At 67.7% G+C, this 16,732-nt stretch carries 15 protein-coding genes; 8 read left to right on the top strand and 7 right to left on the bottom strand.

Annotation, left to right across the window (positions count from 1 at the left end):
* Positions 1-69: 69 nt before the first annotated feature.
* On the bottom strand, positions 70-831 hold the full coding sequence (locus U743_RS11720) for an NRDE family protein (protein ID WP_043768533.1): 762 nt from the start codon (positions 829-831) through the stop codon (positions 70-72).
* Positions 832-859: 28 nt separating this feature from the next.
* On the opposite strand from U743_RS11720, the gene U743_RS11715 reads away from it, so the two are divergent.
* Together U743_RS11715 and U743_RS11710 are read left to right on the top strand one after the other, a co-directional pair.
* Positions 860-1,768, top strand: a complete 909-nt coding sequence (locus tag U743_RS11715) for an EcsC family protein (protein WP_198022016.1) — start codon at positions 860-862, stop codon at positions 1,766-1,768.
* Between the two features lie 63 nt (positions 1,769-1,831).
* On the top strand, positions 1,832-3,208 hold the full coding sequence (locus U743_RS11710) for an NAD(P)/FAD-dependent oxidoreductase (RefSeq protein ID WP_052368010.1): 1,377 nt from the start codon (positions 1,832-1,834) through the stop codon (positions 3,206-3,208).
* Between the two features lie 372 nt (positions 3,209-3,580).
* Here U743_RS11710 and ntrC read toward each other — a convergent pair whose 3' ends face one another.
* From ntrC to glnA, 3 genes are all read right to left on the bottom strand, one after another.
* Positions 3,581-5,032, bottom strand: coding sequence for a nitrogen regulation protein NR(I) (gene ntrC / locus U743_RS11705; protein ID WP_043768530.1), 1,452 nt, complete (start codon positions 5,030-5,032; stop codon positions 3,581-3,583).
* The gene (glnL, locus tag U743_RS11700; RefSeq protein ID WP_043768528.1) at positions 5,029-6,102 is read right to left on the bottom strand and encodes a nitrogen regulation protein NR(II); all 1,074 of its coding nucleotides are present in this window, start codon (positions 6,100-6,102) and stop codon (positions 5,029-5,031) included. Before glnL ends, ntrC begins: the two co-directional genes overlap by 4 nt.
* A 673-nt stretch (positions 6,103-6,775) precedes the next feature.
* Positions 6,776-8,185 carry a glutamate--ammonia ligase gene (gene glnA, locus U743_RS11695; RefSeq protein ID WP_043768526.1) on the bottom strand — a complete coding sequence of 470 codons (1,410 nt, stop codon included), beginning with the start codon at positions 8,183-8,185 and terminating at the stop codon, positions 6,776-6,778.
* A 336-nt stretch (positions 8,186-8,521) separates the two neighbouring features.
* On the opposite strand from glnA, the gene glyQ reads away from it, so the two are divergent.
* Both glyQ and U743_RS11685 read left to right on the top strand, forming a co-directional pair.
* Entirely contained in the window at positions 8,522-9,427 is a 906-nt protein-coding gene (gene glyQ, locus U743_RS11690) for a glycine--tRNA ligase subunit alpha (RefSeq protein WP_043768524.1), read from the top strand.
* Between the two features lie 79 nt (positions 9,428-9,506).
* Positions 9,507-10,727: a YncE family protein gene (locus tag U743_RS11685; protein ID WP_043768522.1), complete on the top strand. Its 1,221-nt coding sequence runs from the start codon at positions 9,507-9,509 to the stop codon at positions 10,725-10,727.
* A 16-nt stretch (positions 10,728-10,743) separates the two neighbouring features.
* On the opposite strand, the gene U743_RS11680 is transcribed toward U743_RS11685, so the two are convergent.
* Positions 10,744-10,974, bottom strand: a complete 231-nt coding sequence (locus U743_RS11680; RefSeq protein ID WP_156966420.1) for a hypothetical protein — start codon at positions 10,972-10,974, stop codon at positions 10,744-10,746.
* A gap of 157 nt (positions 10,975-11,131) precedes the next feature.
* On the opposite strand from U743_RS11680, the gene glyS reads away from it, so the two are divergent.
* Together glyS and U743_RS11670 are read left to right on the top strand one after the other, a co-directional pair.
* Positions 11,132-13,195, top strand: coding sequence for a glycine--tRNA ligase subunit beta (gene glyS, locus U743_RS11675; protein WP_043771998.1), 2,064 nt, complete (start codon positions 11,132-11,134; stop codon positions 13,193-13,195).
* Between the two features lie 30 nt (positions 13,196-13,225).
* On the top strand, positions 13,226-13,684 hold the full coding sequence (locus U743_RS11670) for a hypothetical protein (protein WP_043768519.1): 459 nt from the start codon (positions 13,226-13,228) through the stop codon (positions 13,682-13,684).
* 650 nt (positions 13,685-14,334) lie between these two features.
* Here the strand turns inward: U743_RS11670 and folB are convergent.
* Together folB and tsaD are read right to left on the bottom strand one after the other, a co-directional pair.
* Positions 14,335-14,718, bottom strand: coding sequence for a dihydroneopterin aldolase (gene folB, locus U743_RS11665; protein WP_043768517.1), 384 nt, complete (start codon positions 14,716-14,718; stop codon positions 14,335-14,337).
* Complete coding sequence (gene tsaD, locus U743_RS11660) at positions 14,711-15,733, bottom strand: tRNA (adenosine(37)-N6)-threonylcarbamoyltransferase complex transferase subunit TsaD (protein ID WP_043768515.1); 1,023 nt, start codon at positions 15,731-15,733, stop codon at positions 14,711-14,713. The genes folB and tsaD overlap by 8 nt, the downstream gene beginning before the upstream one ends.
* Before the next feature lie 121 nt (positions 15,734-15,854).
* Here tsaD and rpsU point away from each other — a divergent pair, with 121 nt between their 5' ends.
* Together rpsU and U743_RS11650 are read left to right on the top strand one after the other, a co-directional pair.
* Positions 15,855-16,070 carry a 30S ribosomal protein S21 gene (gene rpsU / locus U743_RS11655; protein ID WP_043768507.1) on the top strand — a complete coding sequence of 72 codons (216 nt, stop codon included), beginning with the start codon at positions 15,855-15,857 and terminating at the stop codon, positions 16,068-16,070.
* Positions 16,071-16,082: 12 nt separating this feature from the next.
* Positions 16,083-16,529 (top strand): GatB/YqeY domain-containing protein, encoded by a 447-nt coding sequence (locus U743_RS11650; protein WP_043768505.1) that lies wholly within the window; start codon positions 16,083-16,085, stop codon positions 16,527-16,529.
* Positions 16,530-16,732 lie beyond the last annotated feature (203 nt).

Below are 16,732 nucleotides of genomic sequence, written 5' to 3'. Positions count from 1 at the left end.
CGCCCGGAAGCCTCGCCATGCGCAGACATTAGCCCGGCTGACGCGCTGACGGCCACCGAAAAAGCGTCGTCATACTCGCTGGCGAGTCTCCCCGATGACTTCGCCCCTGGCATCGAAGCAGCGCTCGGTGAAGTCGATGGCGCCCGAGGCGTGCACGACGACGATTGTGGAGGCGCGCGTGCCGTAGCCGGGGCTGACGATGAAGGGCGCCGACAGCATTTTCTCCAGCTCGAAGCCGACGCCGGTGTCGGGCAAATCGGCGTCGGCGGCCGGCTGGCGGTCGCCCAGTGCGGCAAAGAGCGGTTCGGTGTCGTCGATGCCTTCGTCGATCCAGGCCTGCAGGGCATCGCGCAGACGACAGGATTTCGGCCAGGGCGTGTCCAGCGAGGCGTTGGAGACGACGTGCACGCCGGGCGACAGCGCCTGTTTCTCGAAGCCCGGATGGTTGCTGGCGAAGCGCAGCGTTTCGCCTTCCCAGAGCAGCAGATTGAAGCCGGCATAGCGCTCGGCCTTGGGCGCGAGCTGCCCCAGATAGTCGGTGATGCCGACTTCGGCGGGCAGGAAGTCGGCGACGAGCTGGCCCCGCGATGGTGCATTGGGGTCCGGCGGCACCATGCGGCGGACATTGGTGACGGCCGCCAGCCGCCGGGCGGCGGCGTTGACCGCCAACCAACCACCGCCGCCGCTGAGGTCGCGTCCGCCGAAGACATTCGGAGTCTCTGGCCAGGGCGCGGCGGCGGCTGTCGGGCGGGCGTGGAACTCGTCGCGGTTGGCGGCCATCACCAGCGGCATGTCGGGGCGGGCCTGCCAGGCGACGGCGATAAGGCACATGGGCGATTGGCTGCGGAGTGACGGGCGCGTGAGCGTATCATCGGCCCATGAGTGCGAAGCACATTGCGGCTTTGTCATGCCGCTGAGCGACTACGAGGCCGAGGTGCTGGCCGCCATCCGCAACTGGCAGGCGCAGCCGCCGGGGCCGGCGACGCGCTGGTTCGGGCGCGCGGCTGGCCCGGCCAGTCGCGCCGTGCAGCGGGCGGTGCCGGAATCGGTGCTGCGCGGCGCGCTGCAGACCGCGCAGCGCGCGGCGGTGCGCGGCGACGGCGAGGCGGCGCTGCTGGCCCGCGCCGGCGTGGCCGAGCTGGCCGCGTTGCGCGACCAGCCGCTGGAAGTCTGCGACCGCCTCGCCGGCCGCATCCAGCGCGGCGGACTCATGCTGGGCGGAGCCGGCGGCGCGGTCTTCGGTGTGGCCGGCAAGGCCGGCCTGGTGCTAGACGTGCCCAGCGTGCTGGTACTGGCGCTGCGCACCATCCATCGCGTAGGCCTCTGCTACGGCGAGCGCTGCCTGCAGCGCCCCGACGACGGGCTGGCGCTGTCGGTCTTCGCCGTGGCCTCGGCGAACAGCGTCGACGAGAAGACGCAGGCCCTGCTGGGGCTACGCGCCGCCGGTCTGCTCGACGGCACGCTGGACGCGGCCTGGCGCGACGGCGTCGAGCGCGCCGCCGAACGCGAGCTGGCCAAGGAGGCCGCGACCTATAGCCTCAACAATCTCGCACGCACCGTTGGCATGCATCTGGGCTGGCGCAAGGCGGCCTCGGTGGTGCCGGTCATGGGTGCGGTGGTGGGTGGCTCGGTCAACGCCTGGTACATCTACGATGTCGCCCGCGTGGCGCGTTACTGCTTTCAGGAGCGCTGGCTCGCCGCGCGCGAACCCGATTCGCTGCGCCGGCAGCCGCCGGCTATGTTGCAGACGACTGCCAACGACGCCTGAACCGCTGTTGCGAGAGGGCTGCTCCGGTTATCATGAGCGTTGTGCGCTGCAACAAAGGTCGTAATGCAAGCTGAAGAACACTCTGCCGGAAACACCCCCTCCGCGCGCCACGTCGTCATCGTTGGTGGCGGCTTCGCGGGCCTGAACGCTGCGCTCCGTTTCGGCCGCGCGGGTTATCGGGTGACGTTGCTCGACAAGCGCAACTTCCATCTCTTCCAGCCGCTGCTCTACCAGGTGGCGACTGGTTCGCTGACGGTCGGTGATATCGCCTATCCGCAGCGTGCCGTGTTGAGCAAATTGCCGAATGTGCGCACGCTCAACACCACGGTCTACGACCTTGATCCCGAGCGCCGCATCGTGCGCCACGAGCACGGCGAACTAAGCTACGACCTGTTGGTGGCGGCCACCGGCGTCAAGCACAACTACTTCGGCAACGACCACTGGCGCGAGCATGCCCCGGGTCTGAAGACGGCCGAGCACGCTATCACCATGCGGCGTCGCATCTTCCGCGCCTTCGAGCAGGCGGAAATGTGCGAGGACCCGGCAGAGAAGCAGCGACTGCTCAGTTTCATCGTCGTTGGCGGCGGGCCGACCGGCGTCGAACTGGCGGGTGCGTTGGGCGAGCTGACACGTAAGACGATGGTGCGCGACTTCCGCAGCTTCAGTTCGCGCGAGGCGCGCGTGACGCTTCTGGAGGGAGGGCCGGACATCCTGCCGGTGTACCCCGAGAAGCTGCGCAAAGCGGCGCGCAAGCATCTGGCTGCGCTGGGCGTGGCGGTGCAGACCTCGGCGATGGTCGAGGATGTCGATGCCCAGGGCGTGCGCGTCAAGCGTGGTGAGTCCAGCGAACGCATGGAAGCCGCCACGGTGCTCTGGGGGGCGGGGGTTCGGCCTTCGCTGTTCGGTCAGATACTGGCCGAGGCCACCGCCGCGCCGCGCGATCGCGGAGGGCGCATTGAGGTGGCGCCGGATTGCTCGCTGCCGCGCTATCCGGAGATCTTCGTGGTGGGTGATCTGGCCGCGCTGGTTGATGCGCGCGGCAAGGCCGTTCCTGGTCTGGCACCCGCGGCCATCCAGCAGGGCCGCTACGTGGCGGATGTGGTCAAGCGCCGCGATGTCGGCAAGCCCGTCAAGCCCTTCCGCTACCGCGACTGGGGCACGATGGCCGTCATCGGCGTGAATCGCGCCGTGGGCGATCTGCGCGGCTTTCGCACCAGCGGCATGCTGGCCTGGTTTCTCTGGGCCTTCGTGCACATCCGCGCGCTGATCGATGGTCAGCAACGCATGCGCGTTTTCGTCAACTGGCTCTGGAAGTACGTCACGCGTCAGATGGGGGATCGGCTCATCACCGGCGACCCGACGCATACGCAGAGCCTGCGTGATGCGCGCTTGGGGCGGACGCCGCCGTCCGGTGAGGGCAAGTCTCGCGACGCGGCTTGAGGGCTGACGCGGGGCCTCGACGTGATGCGGGTGCCCCGAGCGCTTCGAGTGAGGCTGCGCTGGGGCGATCGGCTTTGACGGGCGTTTTTTCGGAGATCTCTGCGGTCACTAAGCTCGGTCGTCCGGACCTCGCTAAGTGACCTTGCCGGGGCCTTCCTTGGCCCCGGCGTTCGTCGCTTGGGAAGGGTCACTAGCGCTTCGTTTGGGCTTGAGAGTGAGTGCTGCGCGGGGCCGGTCCGATTGATCGGGGTTTCTGCGGAGATCGCCGCGGTTACTAAGCTCGACTTCCTGTCTCGCTAAGTAACCTGGCCGCGGCCTTCCATGGCCGCGGCGTTCGCCCGCTGCGAAGCGCCACCGGCGCTTCGGTCGGGCTCACTCATGCCGGTGCGTGTCGAGCTGTAGCTCTTTGATCTTGCGCGTCAGCGTGTTGCGGCCCCAGCCGAGCCGCTTGGCGGCGTCGATGCGGTGGCCACGCGTGCTGGCCAGCGCGGCCTCGATGAGGGTGCGCTCGAAGGCGGGCAGTGCTTCGTCGAGCAGGTCGGAGTGTCCCTCGCGCAGCTCGGCGTCGGCCCATTGTCGCAGCAGCGTCGGCCAGTCGGCCGCCGCCGCGGCATCGCCCTGTGTGGTCGTGGGCTGCTCGGTGCCTGCGGCCTGACGTCGCGGTTGGCGCAGTTCCGGCGGCAGATCGTCAGCCTGAATCTCCTGACCCGGCGCCATGACAGTGAGCCAGCGGCAGATGTTTTCTAGCTGGCGTACGTTGCCGGGCCAGTCGAGTTGTTGCATCGCGACGCTGGCGGCCGCGCTGAGGCGCTTGGGCTCGGTGTGTAGATCGCGCGACGCGGTGACCAGAAAATGCTGCGCGAGCATGGGAACGTCCTCACGCCGCTCGCGCAGCGCCGGGATGCGTACGCGGATGACGTTGAGGCGGTGGAAGAGGTCCTCGCGGAAGCGACCCTCGGCGACCGCGTCCTCGAGCTCCTGATTGGTGGCGGCGATGACGCGTACGTCCACCTTGACCGGCGTGGTGCCGCCGACGCGATAGAACTCGCCGTCGGAAAGCACGCGCAGCAGCCGCGTCTGCAGATCCATCGGCATGTCGCCGATTTCATCGAGAAAGAGGGTTCCGCCGTCGGCCTGCTCGAAGCGGCCGCGGCGCTGCGTCTGCGCGCCGGTGAAGGCGCCGCGCTCGTGGCCGAAGAACTCCGACTCCATAAGATCGCGCGGAATGGCGGCGGTGTTCACAGCGATAAACTCGCGGTTGGAACGCGGGCTGTGGTTGTGCAGTGCGCGGGCGACGAGCTCCTTGCCGACGCCGGTCTCGCCAGTGATCAGTACGGTGATCTGTGACTGCGATAGTCGGCCGATGGCGCGGAAGACGTCTTGCATGGCCGGCGCCTCGCCAATCAGCGAAGTCACCTGGCCGAGTTCCAGGGAGGCAGGTTCGATACTGCGAGCGGCCGCGGCGCGCTGTACCAACTCGGCGACGTCGTCGACGTCGAAGGGCTTCGCCAGATATTCGAAGGCGCCCCCCTTATAGGCGGCCACAGCCGCGTCCAGATCGGAGTGCGCCGTCATGATGATGACCGGCAGATCCGGGTCCTTCTCGTGCAGGCGCGACAGCAACTCCAGTCCGTCGACGCCCGGCATGCGGATGTCGCTGATCAGCACGTCCGGTGTCGACTCGGCCAGCGCGTCCAGCATCTCGGCAGCGCCCGGAAAGCAGGTCACAGCCATGCCGTGCCTGCCGAGCGAGCGCTCCATGACCCAGCGGATAGATTCGTCGTCGTCGACGACCCAGATTCTCAGCGCATTGGCTTCGTTCATGAGGCGGGCAGGGGCAGATAGATGGAAAAAGTCGTGCAGCCCGGCCGCGAATGGCATTCGATGATGCCGCCATGGCCGTGCACCAGATATTGCGAGATGGGCAGGCCGAGACCGCTACCCGAGGCGCGCGTCGTCACCATTGGATAGAAGATCTTCTCCAGCAGCGAGGCCGGGATACCTGGACCGTTGTCTTCGATGTCGATCTGCACGGCCATGCGATGCAGCACACCGGCGATGGTGTGCTGCCGGCGCACGCGGGTGCGCAGCGTCAGCGTTGGTGAGGGCACGTCTTCCAGGGCCTGCATGGCGTTGCGTGCGATGTTCAGCGCCGCCTGCACGAGCTGCTCGCGGTCGGCATCGATGTCGGGGATGCTGGGGTCGTAGTCGCGCTCAACCGTTAGCCGCTCGCCAGCCTCCGCCTCGATGAGATGACGAACGTGCTCCAGCATGGCGTGGACATTGAGGTGGTCACGCACCGGCATGCGATTGGGGCCGAGCATGCGATCGACGAGGTTTTGCAATCGGTCGGCTTCGCGGGTGATGACCTGCGTGTATTCTCGGTGCAGCGAATCGGGGAATTCCTGCTCCAGTAGCTGGGCAGCGCCGCGGATGCCGCCGAGAGGGTTCTTGATCTCGTGCGCGAGGCCGCGCACAAGCTGGCGACCGGCGTCGAACTGTGCTTGCAGCCATTCATCGCGCGAGATGCGCAAATGCCGATCCAGCGCCGTTGCCTCGATGACGAGCCCGTTTTGCTTGTTGAAGATTGAGGGCGTGACGACCAGATCCACCGTCACCGGGCGGTCGTGGCCGCGGCGCATCTCCAGCTCACGCTCGATGAAGCCGGAGCTCTTGGCGACGGCCTCACGCAATCGCTCCATATGGTTCGCGAAGTGCGGTACCGCGATGTGCAGGGGCTCGCCGAGGGCGTGGCCTTCCGAAACGCCGAAGAGATTCTCGGCTGCTGGATTGAGATAGCCCACGCACAATCGCCCGTCCACGGCCAGCACGCCGGTGGTGGTGCCTTCGAGCACCGATTCGGCCTTGAGGCGGGGGCGGGAGGAGAACTTCATGGTGCAGGGATAAGCAAGGACTAGGCCAGATGGTGGGGCACGGTTCTGGTGCCAGGCCCCTCTTGGAGTGTCACGGGCGATAATTGTGCACCATAATAGGGCATTGTATGCACCATTCTAAGGCGCGACTTCCGGGTGAGTGCGATTACGGTGCATGCGGTATTCATCGGCGGCAGGTTGGGTGGTCTGGCTGTGGACGAAAAGCCCCGAACGAGAGGTGCGGGGCTGCTGCCACTGGTGTGCTCCTGCGCTTTGCAGCCGTGCGGTACGCCGACTCGCGACGCTAGCACCCCACTTCGTGGGGCCCCGCACGCTGGATCGCTTGGCATGAAAAAGCCCCTAGTGGCGCCGGGATTCCGGAGCCACTAGGGGCACTGACTCGCGACGCTAGGATCCCCACGCTTCCGCGCGGGGCCCCTCCACGCTGCTCTGGGCCGAAAAAAAGCCCCGCACAAAAGGTGCGGGGGTCATACCGCTAGCGTGTTCCTACGCTTTGCAGTCGTGCGGTACGCCGACTCGCGACGCTAGCTGGTGGCGCAACAAAAAGCCCCCTAGCGATAACCGGGATTCCGGTGCCACTAGGGGGCACTGACTCGCGACGCTAGGATCCCCACGCTTTCGCGTGGGGTCCCTCCACGCTTTCGCGTGGGGTCCCTCCACGCTGCTCGCAGTGCTACATGCTGTAGTACATGTCGAACTCGCAGGGGTGGGTGGCCATGCGGAAGCGCGTGACCTCTTCCATCTTGAGTTCCATGTAGGCGTCGATGAGATCGTCGGAGAAGACATCCCCGGCCTTGAGGAAGTCGCGATCCTTGTCGAGGGCGTCGAGCGCGACGTCCAGGCCGTGCGCAACGCGCGGGATCTTGATGTCCTCTTCGGGCGGCAGGTTGTAGAGATCCTTGTCCATGGCGTCGCCGGGGTGGATCTTGTTCTGGATGCCGTCGAGCCCCGCCATCATCATCGCCGCGAAGGCGAGGTAGGGGTTGGCCAGCGAGTCCGGGAAGCGCACCTCGATGCGGCGGCCCTTGGGGTTGGCCACGTAGGGGATGCGGATCGAAGCCGAGCGGTTGCGTGCCGAATAGGCGAGCATGACCGGTGCCTCGAAGCCCGGCACCAGGCGCTTGTAGCTGTTGGTGCCCGGGTTGGTGAAGGCGTTGATGGCCTGCGCGTGCTTGAGGATGCCGCCGATGTAGAAGAGCGCGGTCTCGGAAAGGCCGCCGTACTCGTCACCGGCGAAGAGGTTCTTGCCGTCCTTGGCCAGCGACTGGTGGACGTGCATACCGTTGCCGTTATCACCGACCAGCGGCTTGGGCATGAAAGTGGCCGTCTTGCCGAACTGGTGCGCGACGTTGTGCACGACGTACTTGTAGGCCAGCGTCTCGTCAGCCTTCTTGACCAGTGTGTTGAACTTGGTGCCAATCTCGCACTGGCCGGCCGTGGCGACCTCGTGGTGGTGCACCTCGGTCTCGATGCCGATCTCTTCGAGGGTCAGGCACATGGCTGAGCGCAGGTCCTGCAGACTATCGACTGGCGGTACGGGGAAGTAGCCGCCCTTGACGCCGGGCCGATGGCCCATGTTGCCCATCTCGTAGCTCTTGCCCGAGCTCCAGGTGGCTTCTTCCGAGTCGATCTCGTAGAAGGTGTGGCCCATCTGGTTGGACCAACGCACCGAGTCGAAGACGAAGAATTCGTTCTCAGGACCGAAGTAGGCCGTGTCGGCGATGCCGCAGGACTGCATGTAGGCCTCGGCGCGCTTGGCCAGCGAGCGCGGGTCGCGCGTGTAGCCCTGCATGGTGGAGGGTTCGATGACGTCACAGCGCAGCACTGCGGTGGGCTCTTCGAAGAAGGGGTCGATGAAGATCGAATCCGACTCCGGCATGAGGATCATGTCGGAGTCGTTGATGCCCTTCCAGCCCTGGATGGAGGAGCCGTCGAACATCTTGCCGTCGGTAAAGAGATCGTCGTCGATGGTGTGGGCGGGCACGGTGACGTTCTGCTCCTTGCCCTTGGTGTCGACGAAGCGGAAGTCGACAAACTTCGCGCCCTTGTCCTTGATGAGCTTCATAGCGTCTTGCGCTGACATTGCATTCTCCTGCAAGCGATGGGTGAAAGGGGGCGCCGGGCCCGTCCAGGACGGTGCGGCGCTGCGCCAAATTGATGCAGAAACCATGCCAGGACGAGGGCGCTCCCGGATCACGGCTGGCGAAGGGATTGTGCCGCATCGCCGGGTGTATTGCCGCCGGATCGGATCAGCATGCCAGTTATTCACCGTCGCAGGCGCGCGGTACTCGGGCGTGTCGCTGTGCTGCCCGGTGTCCATGCTGGCGATGTTGCGCCACGCTTTGCCCGGATCGTCGGTGCTCGGTCCCGGTGGATGCGGCAGTTATACTTGTCAGCCCTTCTTCCGCCCGCATTGCCGATGACCTTCCAGGAAATCATCCTGCGCCTGCAGAGCTACTGGGCCGAGCGGGGCTGCGCCATCGTGCAGCCGCTGGACATGGAGGTCGGCGCGGGCACTTTCCACTGGGCGACCTTCCTGCGCGCGGTCGGTCCGGAGCCCTGGAACACGGCCTATGTGCAGCCCTCGCGTCGTCCAACGGACGGACGCTACGGCGATAACCCCATGCGCCTGCAGCACTACTACCAGTTCCAGGTGCTGATGAAGCCGGCGCCGGCGAATCTGCAGGATCTATTCCTCGACAGCTTGCGCGCGCTGGGCTTCGACCCGCTGGTGCACGACATCCGTTTCGTCGAGGACAACTGGGAGTCCCCGACGCTGGGTGCCTGGGGGCTGGGATGGGAAGTCTGGCTCAACGGTATGGAGGTCACCCAGTTCACCTACTTCCAGCAGGTGGGCGGGCTGGAATGCCGGCCGGTGGCTGGCGAGCTGACCTACGGCCTGGAGCGCCTGGCGATGTACATCCAGGGCGTGGAGTCGGTCTATGATCTGGTCTGGTCCGAGGCCGGCGGCCGGCGCGTGACCTACGGCGAGGTCTACCACCAGAACGAGGTCGAGCAGAGCGCCTACAACTTCGAGCACGCTGACACGACGGCGCTGCAGGCGCGCTTCGAAGCCGCCGAGGCCGAATGCAGCCGTCTGCTGGCGTTGGAGACGCCGCTGCCGCTGCCAGCTTACGAGCGCGCCATCCAGGCCAGCCACGCCTTCAATCTGCTCGACGCGCGCGGCGCCATCTCGGTCACCGAGCGGCAGGCCTACATCTTGCGCGTGCGCACCCTGGCGCGCGGTTGCGCACAGGCCTACTACAGTGCGCGCGAGGCGCTGGGCTTTCCCATGGGCGATGCCGCGGCGCCGCATGCCGCCTGACGCACCTCCGCAATCTGCACGACTGCGCGCGGCGTGTGCGCGCGGCACGCTGTCGTCTAGATAGGACGGAGACGACGACATGCGCGGTTATTCCCTGGCGGGCTTCATCGCCCTGCTGCTGCTCGCGGTGTCTGCCGCCGCTGAAGAGGGCCTGCGCGACGTTGTCGCAGTGGGCAACAACTGGGACGGCACGGCGCACATCTTCGATGCCGAGACGTACGAGATCCTCCACCACATCAACGTCGTGCCCGATCTCGACGAACGCGTGGCGGAGATCAAGGACAGCCTGATCCATCGCGGGTATTTCTTCGTCATCAGGCATCTCATCGGCGAGGGCAATGATCAGCTCGTCGACGATCTCTTCACCTCCAACGACGGTCGTCGGATATTCGTGTCGCGGCCGAGCCTGGCTGATGTCGTTGCTATCGATATCGCCAGCGGCGACATCGTCTGGCGTACCGAGGTCGACGGCTACCGCGCCGACCACGCAGCCATCTCGCCTGACGGAGAGACGCTGCTGGTATCGGCGTCCACGGCCGGGCGCGTGCACGCCATCGATACCGCCACCGGCGATATCGTCGGCGGCTTCGAATCCGGCGATCAGCCGCACGAGAACGAGTATTCCCACGACGGCGAGACGATCTATCACGCCAGCATCGGGCGGGTGTTCCTGCCCTTCACCTGGGATCTCGTCGACTGGCTGAAGGGCGAGCGCGTCTTCCAAGTCGTCGACGCCGACAACTATGAGGTGCTGCACCGTGTCGATATCGGCCAGAAGCTCAAGGAGGCGGGCATGCCCTGGATCGACTCCGCCGTGCGACCGATGGCGCTGTCGCCGGACGAGCGCTACGCCTATCTGCAGGTTTCCTTCTTCCACGGCTTCTTCGAGTACGACCTGCAGACGCACGAGATCACGCGCAAGGCCGAACTGCCGGTGGCCGAGGCCACCCAGGACATGCCGCTGAGGAAGTACCAGCTCAACTCGGCGCATCACGGTCTGACCATGAACCACGCCGGCGACACGCTCTGCGCGGCCGGCACGATGTCCGGCTACGCCGCCATCGTCGATCGCGCGAGCTTCGACTACGAGCTGGTGGAGGTCGGCGCCAAGCCCTACTGGGCGACCACCAGTGCTGACGGCCGCTACTGCTATGTGTCCATCAGCACCGAGGACCGGGTGGCGGTCATCGATTTCGAAACCGCCGAGGAAGTCGCCAGCGTGCCGGTGGGCCGGCACCCGCAGCGCGTGCGTACCGGCGTGCTCGCCGCCGATCTGGTGCCCGATTCTTCGCAGCGCTGACGGTAGCTCTGAATCTTCAGCTGGCTGCGCCCAGCCGTGTGTCCATGCGCAGCTCGAGCGGCCTGCCCTCGGGCAGGGGCTGCGACTGGCTGACCGGCGCGGCTTCACTGGCCAGTGCGTCAGCGATGGGCGGCAGGGCCTGCAGGCCGGCGCCCAGCAGTGCACCGGTTGCGAGCAGCGCAGCGATCTGCAGGCGATGCAGCCTGAGGCGGGCGGCGAGCTCGGATTCTTCGATGATGCGGGGCATGGGCGAAACCGGTGCGTCGTGAAGCGCCATCAGAACACGCGCGGCGTCGTCTCGGCGGTGATGACAGACGGGTGGCGCCCCAAGGGTGATGGATGCGCGCCATGGCACGCCGACGCGCGTTGCAAGACAATACGCGGCCCTGATCGCGATGGAACCCATGTCCCAGGATCTGCTCATCGAAATTGGCTGCGAGGATCTGCCTGCGCGCCACGTCCGTCCGCTGGCCGAATGCCTGGCGCAGGCGGTGGCCGAGGGCCTGTCGGCGCGCGGTGTGGCTGTCGGCGCTACGCGCGCGCTGGCGACGCCACGGAGGCTGGCCGTGTTGGTGGCCGAGGTCGCGGCCGAGCAGCCCGCCCAGGAGCGCAGCCGCAAGGGGCCGAGCCTCAAGGCCGCCTTCGACGACGCCGGCCAGCCCACCAAGGCCGCCGAGGGTTTCGCTCGTTCCTGCGGCGTGACGGTGGATGCCCTGCTCCGCGAGGACGACTATCTCGTCTACCGCGCCACCGAGCCGGGCCGCTCCACGGCCGAGTTGCTGCCGGAAGTCTTCGAGGAGGCGCTGCGTGCGATGGATGCGCTGGTGCCGCGCCGCATGCGCTGGGACGCATCCGGGGAGAGTTTCGTGCGTCCGGTGCGCTGGCTGTGTGCCCTGCACGGTGAGACGGTCGCGCCGCTGGCGGCCTTCGGCCTGCAGGCGGGGCGCGAGACCTACGGCCACCGCTTCCACGCGCCGGCAGCCATCGCGCTGGCGCGCGCCGGCGACTACGTGGCTGCGCTGGAAGGCGCTTCGGTGGTCGCCGACATGGACGCCCGTCGCGACACGGTACGCAGTCAGGTCGAGGCTGCTGCAAAGGCCGCCGGCGGCAGCGCGCGCATTACCGAGGATCTGCTCGAAGAGGTCACTGCCCTGATCGAATGGCCGGTGGCGGTGACCGGGCGCATCGAAGCCGAATACATGGCGCTTCCGCCGGAGGTCATCGTCACCACCGTCGAGACCAATCAGCGCTACTTCACCGTTTTCGACGGTAACGGCGCGTTGCTACCGGTCTTCATCACCGTGGCGAATATCGCTTCCAGCGACCCGCAGCAGGTCGTCGACGGCAACGAGCGCGTCGTACGCCCGCGCCTGGCCGATGCCCTTTTCTTCTGGGAGCAGGACCGCCGCCAGCCGCTGGCCGATTTCCTGCCCAAGCTGGCGCAGGCCACCTTCCAGAAGGATCTGGGCAGCATCCGCGACAAGGCCGCGCGCGTTACCGAACTGGCACGGCAGCTTGCCGCGCCGATGGGTGCCGACCCCGGGACCTGCGCGCGCGCCGCCGAGCTGTGCAAGGCCGATCTCGCCACGCAGATGGTCTTCGAGTTCACCGAACTGCAGGGCGTCATGGGCGGCTACTACGCGCGCGCCTCCGGCGAGGACGAGGCCGTGGCCGCGGCCATCGCCGAGCACTACGCACCCACCGGCGCCGGTGCGCCGATTCCGGCAACGGCGGCCGGGCGCGTCGTGGCGCTGGCCGACAAGCTGGACAGTCTGGCCGGCATCTTCGCCGCCGGCCAGCCGCCCACTGCCAGCAAGGACCCCTTCGCGCTGCGCCGTGCGGCCATCGGCGCGCTGCGCATCCTGCTCGACGGCGGGCTGCGCCTGAATCTGCGCGCCTGGCTGGATACGGCCATCAGTGCGCAGCCGGTGCGCTGCGACGCCGCGCAGGTCGGTGAGCAGCTCTGGCAGTTCGTCAGTGAGCGTTTGCGCGGACTCCTCGCCGAGCGCGGTATTTCGCGCGAGGTCTTCGACGCGGTGGCGGCGATGGGCATCAGCGATCCGGTGGATTTCGCCGCCCGGGCCGAGGCCGTGGTGGCCTTCTCGTCGCTGCCGGAGGCCGAGCAGCTGGCCGCTGCCCACAAGCGCGCACGCAATATCCTGCGCCAGGCCGGAGACGAAGTGCCCGCGAAGGAACCCGAGTCGGCGCGCTTCGTCGAGCCTGCGGAGGGCGCGCTGGCCGAAGCGCTGGCACGGCAGAGTGCCGAGCACGAGACGGCGCTGGCCGCCGGTGAATACACCCAGGCGCTGCGCGCACTGGCGCCGCTGCAGACACCGGTGGATGCCTTCTTCGACGCGGTGATGGTCAATGCCGATGATGCCGCGCTGCGCGCCAATCGCCTGGCCCTGCTCGCCGCGCTGGACCGCAGCTGTCGGCGCGTCGCGGATCTGTCGCAGCTGTCCGTCTAGACTGCTTTGTCATCCGTCACGGGATCCGCCATGACCGCCTCGCCGCGCATCATCGTCACCGACCTCGACGTCCTGCTGCCCGCCGAGGTGGCCGGCGCCCCCGCTGCAGCGCTGCCGGCGAGCGCTCTGGAGCAGCTCGGCCGCGCCCAGCACGCGGGAGCAAGGCTCTATCTGCTGACGCCGCCGCTGGCGCGTTCGGATGGCGCCGATCTCGACGATCTGCTCGCGCGCTGCGAGCGGGTCGCGCGTCAGTTGCAGGACAGCGGCAGTCGGCTGGAAGGCGCGTTGCTACCTGAGGTGGGAGACGATGCCACGGCCGCTACCGCCGCGGAGCTGCGCGAACTCTGCCGGCGCCTGCAGTGCGAGGCCGACAGCCTGGAGCTGGTGGCCGCCTCGAGCGCCATCCGCGATGCCGCCAGTCACCTCGGCGTGGCGCGCGTGCACGCGGCGACGGCCGATTCGCCCTTTCCGCATCTCGGCGAGGCCTGAGGTCGGGCAGGGAACGGCAGATTTCGCAGATTCACGCAGATTGATGTGATGGCGGGTGATGCCCTTCGCGCGATGTCGCGAAGCGACGAGCCAGTGCGATCCGTGCCCTTTGAGGGTGGCCGGCTCGGATGGCGCGCGCAGGGGTGATTCGTGACCGACTTGCCGGTGGCAAGTCGCAGCGCGTATCACGGCTGGGCCATGGAAGGCCCAGCCAGGGTCACTTGGCGAGGTCCGGGCGACCGAGCCTAGTGACTACGGCGATCTTCGCGCTCCGAAGCACAGAAGATATCCGGCACAAGCGCTACTGCCCGAACTGCCGCTGTCACTAAGCTCGGCTCCTGCCTCGCTAAGTGACCCGGCCCGGACATCCTTGTCCGGGCGTTCGCCCGCTGCGAAGCGCCACCGGCGCTTCGGTCGGGCTCACCCGCGCCGTCGCGCGGCAACATCCGGAAGCGTCATGCATTCAAGGCGCGGAACCTTGTGCAGAGTGGGGTCAATCAGCCTGTGCCCACTAGCTGCCCCGTTTCGCGACATCGCCGAGAAATCTGAGGCCACCCGTAGATCCGTGCCAATCTGCGCAATCTGTGGTCCACGTCCCTAATCTGCGGCCATCAGCGAAATCTGCGTTCCCCCACTTTCTTCGCTTCGCGCTAGACCGAAGGCGCGGAATCGTGGCGCCGCGTGATGCGCACCGCAATATCCTCAACCCCGGTCACCGCCCCCGGCTTGTGCACCGTGACGGTGGCCGCGGCCACGCGCGGCAGCCCCAGCAGGCGGGCGGCGACAGTTTCGGCCAGGGTCTCGATGAGCTGCGGGGCCAGCTCGGCGCAAACGGCGTGCACGACCGCCGCGGCGGCGTCGTAGTCGAGGGTGTCGGCGACGTCGTCGCTGGCGCCGGCTGGCGCCAGGTCGCAGGCCAGTTCCAGGTCGAAGGACAGCGGCCGGCTGGCTTCGCGCTCGAAGGCGTAGACGCCCACCACCGCGCGTGCGGCGATGCCGCGCAGGAGGATGCGGTCGGCGGGCAGCTCAGCCATGGGCAGCGGGCGGTTGCAGGCTGTCCAGCGACCAGCGGGCATGGATGTCAGTGCCGCTGACTGGCGGGTCGGCGCGGCGCAGCCAGCCCGTGTAGGCCACCATCGCAGCGTTGTCGGTGCAGTAGGCCAGGGGCGGCAGGTGCAGGCGCGCGCCGCGCTTCGCGCAGGCGCTGGCGAGCCGTTCGCGCAGGCGCTTGTTGGCGGAGACGCCACCGGCTACGACGAGACGATCGCGGCCGGTCTGATCCAGCGCCTGCCCGCACTTGCCGACCAGCACGTCGACGCAGGCCTCCTCGAAGGCGCGCGCGATATCGGCGCGCGTGGCACCGTCGAGTGGCGCCTGCTTCTCGCAGAGCAGGCGCACGGCCGTCTTCAGCCCGGAGAAGCTGAAGGCGAGATCGGGGCGATCCAGCATCGGCCGCGGCAGCTTGAAGCGGCTCGGGTCGCCGCCCTCGGCCAGCGCGGCAAGCTGGGGGCCGCCGGGGTAGGGCAGGTCGAGCAGCGAGGCGGTCTTGTCGAAGGCTTCGCCGACGGCGTCGTCCAGGCTCTCGCCGAGGAGGCGATAGGCGCCGGGGCCGTCGACATCGACCAGCATGCTGTGGCCGCCGGAGACCAGCAGCGCGACGAAGGGGAAGTCGGGTGGGTCGGCGTCGTCGAGCATGGGGGCCAGCAGATGCGCCTCCATGTGATGCACGCCGATCAGCGGCCGTCCCAGCGCGGTGGCGATGCCGGCGGCCGTGGCCGCACCCACCAGCAGCGCGCCAGCCAGGCCGGGCCCGGCCGTGTAGGCCAGCACGTCGATATCGCGCGGGCGCAGCCCGGCCTCGGCCAGCGCGGCCTCCAGCAGCGGCGTGATGCGCATCAGGTGGTCGCGCGCGGCCAGCTCCGGCACGACACCGCCGTAGGCGGCGTGCAGTGCGGTCTGCGAGTGCAGGGCGTGCGCGCGCAGGCGGCCGTCGTAGACCGCCACGGCGGTTTCGTCGCAGGAGGATTCGATGGCGAGCACGGTGGTCACGGCGGCGATCTTACAGGCCGGCGCGGCCCCGGCGCGGCGCGCTTTGCATGAATGCGGGCGCCGGCCTACAATTGCGCCCCTTTTTCCGGCGGCCCTGCCGCACACAGTGAGTTCATCGCCTATGCCCAGCGTCCGCGTTCGTGACAACGAACCCTTCGAAGTCGCCATTCGCCGTTTCAAGCGCACCTGCGAGCGCGCCGGTGTCATCACCGACGTGCGCAAGCGGGAATACTTCGAGAAGCCGAGCCAGGAGCGCAAGCGCAAGCGTGCTGCCGCCGTCAAGCGGCAGGCCAAGCGTGTCTCGCGCGAATCCGCGCGCCGTACCCGCCTCTACTAGGCGCGAGGCGCGATGAGTACGCTCGGCGAGCGTCTATCCGCGGAAATGAAGGACGCCATGCGCGCCGGCGACAAGCCGCGCCTGGGCGTCATCCGCATGCTGCAGGCGGCGATCAAGCAGCGCGAGATCGATGAGCAGACCGAGCTCGACGAGGCCGCCAAGCTGGCCATCGTCGAGAAGCAGGTCAAGCAGCGCCGCGACGCCGCCGTGCAGTACCGCGAGGGTGGGCGCGAGGAACTGGCCGAGCAGGAAGATTACGAGGCCGGCGTGCTGGCCGAGTATCTTCCGCAAGCCCTGGATGCGGCCGAGCTGGATGCGCTGCTGGAGCAGGCCGTTAGCGAGACCGGCGCCGCCGGCATGGCCGACATGGGCAAGGTCATGGCCTGGCTCAAGCCCAAGGTCGCCGGTCGTGCAGACATGGGTCAGCTCTCCGCCAAGGTGCGCGAAAGGCTGTCCTGACGGCCTCGCGGTCTGCGGTCTGTACCGCAGACGATGCGGATTTCCGCAGATTGTCTTGCCGCGATGTTTCGCATGCCGGGGCAGCGCCATCGCGTCTGCTCCGGCGCAGCTCGCCATGCCTGCGCCTCGTCGTTGCCTGAGGCGCTGTGCGATCTCCTTTAATCTGCGCGAATCCGCGTAATCTGCGCTTCTTCCCATCCGGA

This window comes from Algiphilus aromaticivorans DG1253, from assembly GCF_000733765.1.
Classification (GTDB): Bacteria; Pseudomonadota; Gammaproteobacteria; order Nevskiales; family Nevskiaceae; genus Algiphilus; species Algiphilus aromaticivorans.
This window is presented reverse-complemented; position numbering and strand designations above follow the sequence as displayed.